At 31.8% G+C, this 2,012-nt stretch carries 3 protein-coding genes; all 3 read left to right on the top strand.

The window, feature by feature from the left end; translation table 11 throughout:
• Positions 1-322, top strand: a 322-nt coding sequence (locus tag KKC53_03630; protein ID MBU2598256.1) for a hypothetical protein, incomplete at its 5' end; no start/stop codon positions are given.
• Between the two features lie 199 nt (positions 323-521).
• The gene (locus KKC53_03625; protein ID MBU2598255.1) at positions 522-911 is read left to right on the top strand and encodes a hypothetical protein; all 390 of its coding nucleotides are present in this window, start codon (positions 522-524) and stop codon (positions 909-911) included.
• A gap of 278 nt (positions 912-1,189) precedes the next feature.
• The coding region (locus KKC53_03620; protein ID MBU2598254.1) for a hypothetical protein at positions 1,190-2,012 on the top strand (823 nt) is incomplete at its 3' end.

Below are 2,012 nucleotides of genomic sequence, written 5' to 3'. Positions count from 1 at the left end.
TTCTATCTATCAGGAATGCTTAAATACTAATCCTAACCGTTCAAGTCTTGCAGGTAGAGTTCTTGGTCGTAAAATTGCTAAAGGTTCAGATGAGTCTATTACCTCAGAAATTACCAGAATATATTATGGTATCAATGTCTCTTTCATCCCTTGTTCTTGTGTTTATTGTGGTCATACAAATAAAGGAATAGCAGCACCAGCCAATGGACCACGAGTTCCTTATTACCATCAGAAAGATGATAAGGGAGCATATGCTGTGCCTGTACTTTGTGACAAATGTGGTAAAGATTTCTTTATAGTGTGGGATGAAGATCCTAAATAGTGGTATGAACCCCAAAAATTGGATACAATGTTATCTAAGTTAAAACCAAGTGGGAGCTAAATAGTTGAAAATCTATTTAAAAACATAATTGGATATAACAAGAACAAGTTTAATAAAATTTTGTAGATAAGGCATAAAATATTTCATATAAAAAATAATTAAATGTAAAAGGTAAATATAAGTTTTAGGAGGTAGAAAGATGGGAATATTTAATAGAATATTTGACAAGAGCAAAACATCTGGGACAATTCAAGAACTTCAGAATCTAAAAACGAAAATCTCTGAATTACCAAAAAAGTATCAAACTCACGCTTTTGTCACTGGTCCTGGAGTAGGTACAGTAAGAGAGCAGATTCCAATAATCTCCAGGAATATTAATGATGCTATAAGAGCTTTAAAAACAGGCTTAGACCGTTATGATAATCCTATTACTAAATCTCAGATATCAGATGGCCTTAAACGCTTAGTTTTTGAAACACGAAAACCTGCATTTACCGGTTTGCTATCTACTATAATTACTCCTACTGGAATTATTGAATTAAATAATTACATGAATGAATTGGAAAAAATAGCTGTTAGGATAAAATAAATAATAAGTTATGATAAAAACCTTAAAAACAATCTGTAATTGACAAGTTAAATTGGAAATAAAATACCTAAGAATATGATAATAAGAGGATTTGTTAGGACATTTATGAATGTTGAACTTGATACAGCTGGATTAAAGAAAGATGATGACAAAATACTACTTGAAAGAGTAAAAGGGTTTATAAAGAAATAATAAATCAATACAATAATAATTTATAATTTTATTTATCATATAAGTTAAAATATTTATTAAAAAATTTGTAAAAAGGAGTAAGAAATATGGCTAAAGTTAAGTGTATTAACTGTAAAGGTAGTGGGAGAGTATTTGCTAGTATGTCATTAACAACTAGAGAGGTTAAATATAGAACCTGCCCTGTTTGCAGTGGAACAGGTTTTGTAGAATCTGAAAGGAGTTATTTCACGCAATATCCTGACTTATCACTTCAAAAAGCTATGGAATTAATGCGAATACATGGAAAACCTGTTGAGATAAACATTGTAGCAAATCATGACATACGTGTACTTTTTAAAGATGGAGCAAGATATATTCTTGGTGGATTTACTGTTGGTTATAAAGGAACTGGTCCTAGTTATACAAAAAAATTCCTTGATGCTGCAGGATTTGATGTTTCGCTTGATGAAATCGAAGAAATGAAACCACCTATTACCCTTGTTGCAGGAAAACCCTACATTCTAGAAGAAGCACTTATAATTAAAGCTTCAACAGTTGAAGAGGCAAAGAAAAAAGTAAATAAAATAGTTCCACCAGATGCAAAAGTTATTGCCATAGATGTAATGCAAGATGGCACACCTCAGATAAAAGAAGGAGAAGGATTTTCGAAGGAGAATGCACTGGAGAATGCTAAGAGGTTGCTACCAAAAGATGCAGAAATAATCCAAGAGAAAGTTACTCAGGAGGGTAAAACAGGAGCAATACATTTTATAGATGAATTTGTGCAGGCTTACTCTGAACAGGAGGCTTTAAAAATTGCTAAAAAGAAGCTTCCTGTTGGGGCAGAAATAAAGTCGCCATATTTGGCAAAACATGGTGATGAAAGAATTTCTAAAAAAGATAGTATATATGGGGAAAAATTACAAATTG

It is taken from the genome of Actinomycetota bacterium (genome assembly GCA_018830725.1).
Lineage (GTDB): Bacteria > Actinomycetota > Humimicrobiia > JAHJRV01 > JAHJRV01 > JAHJRV01.
The sequence above is the reverse complement of the archived record's forward strand: the minus strand, read 5'-3'. Positions and strand labels throughout refer to the sequence as shown.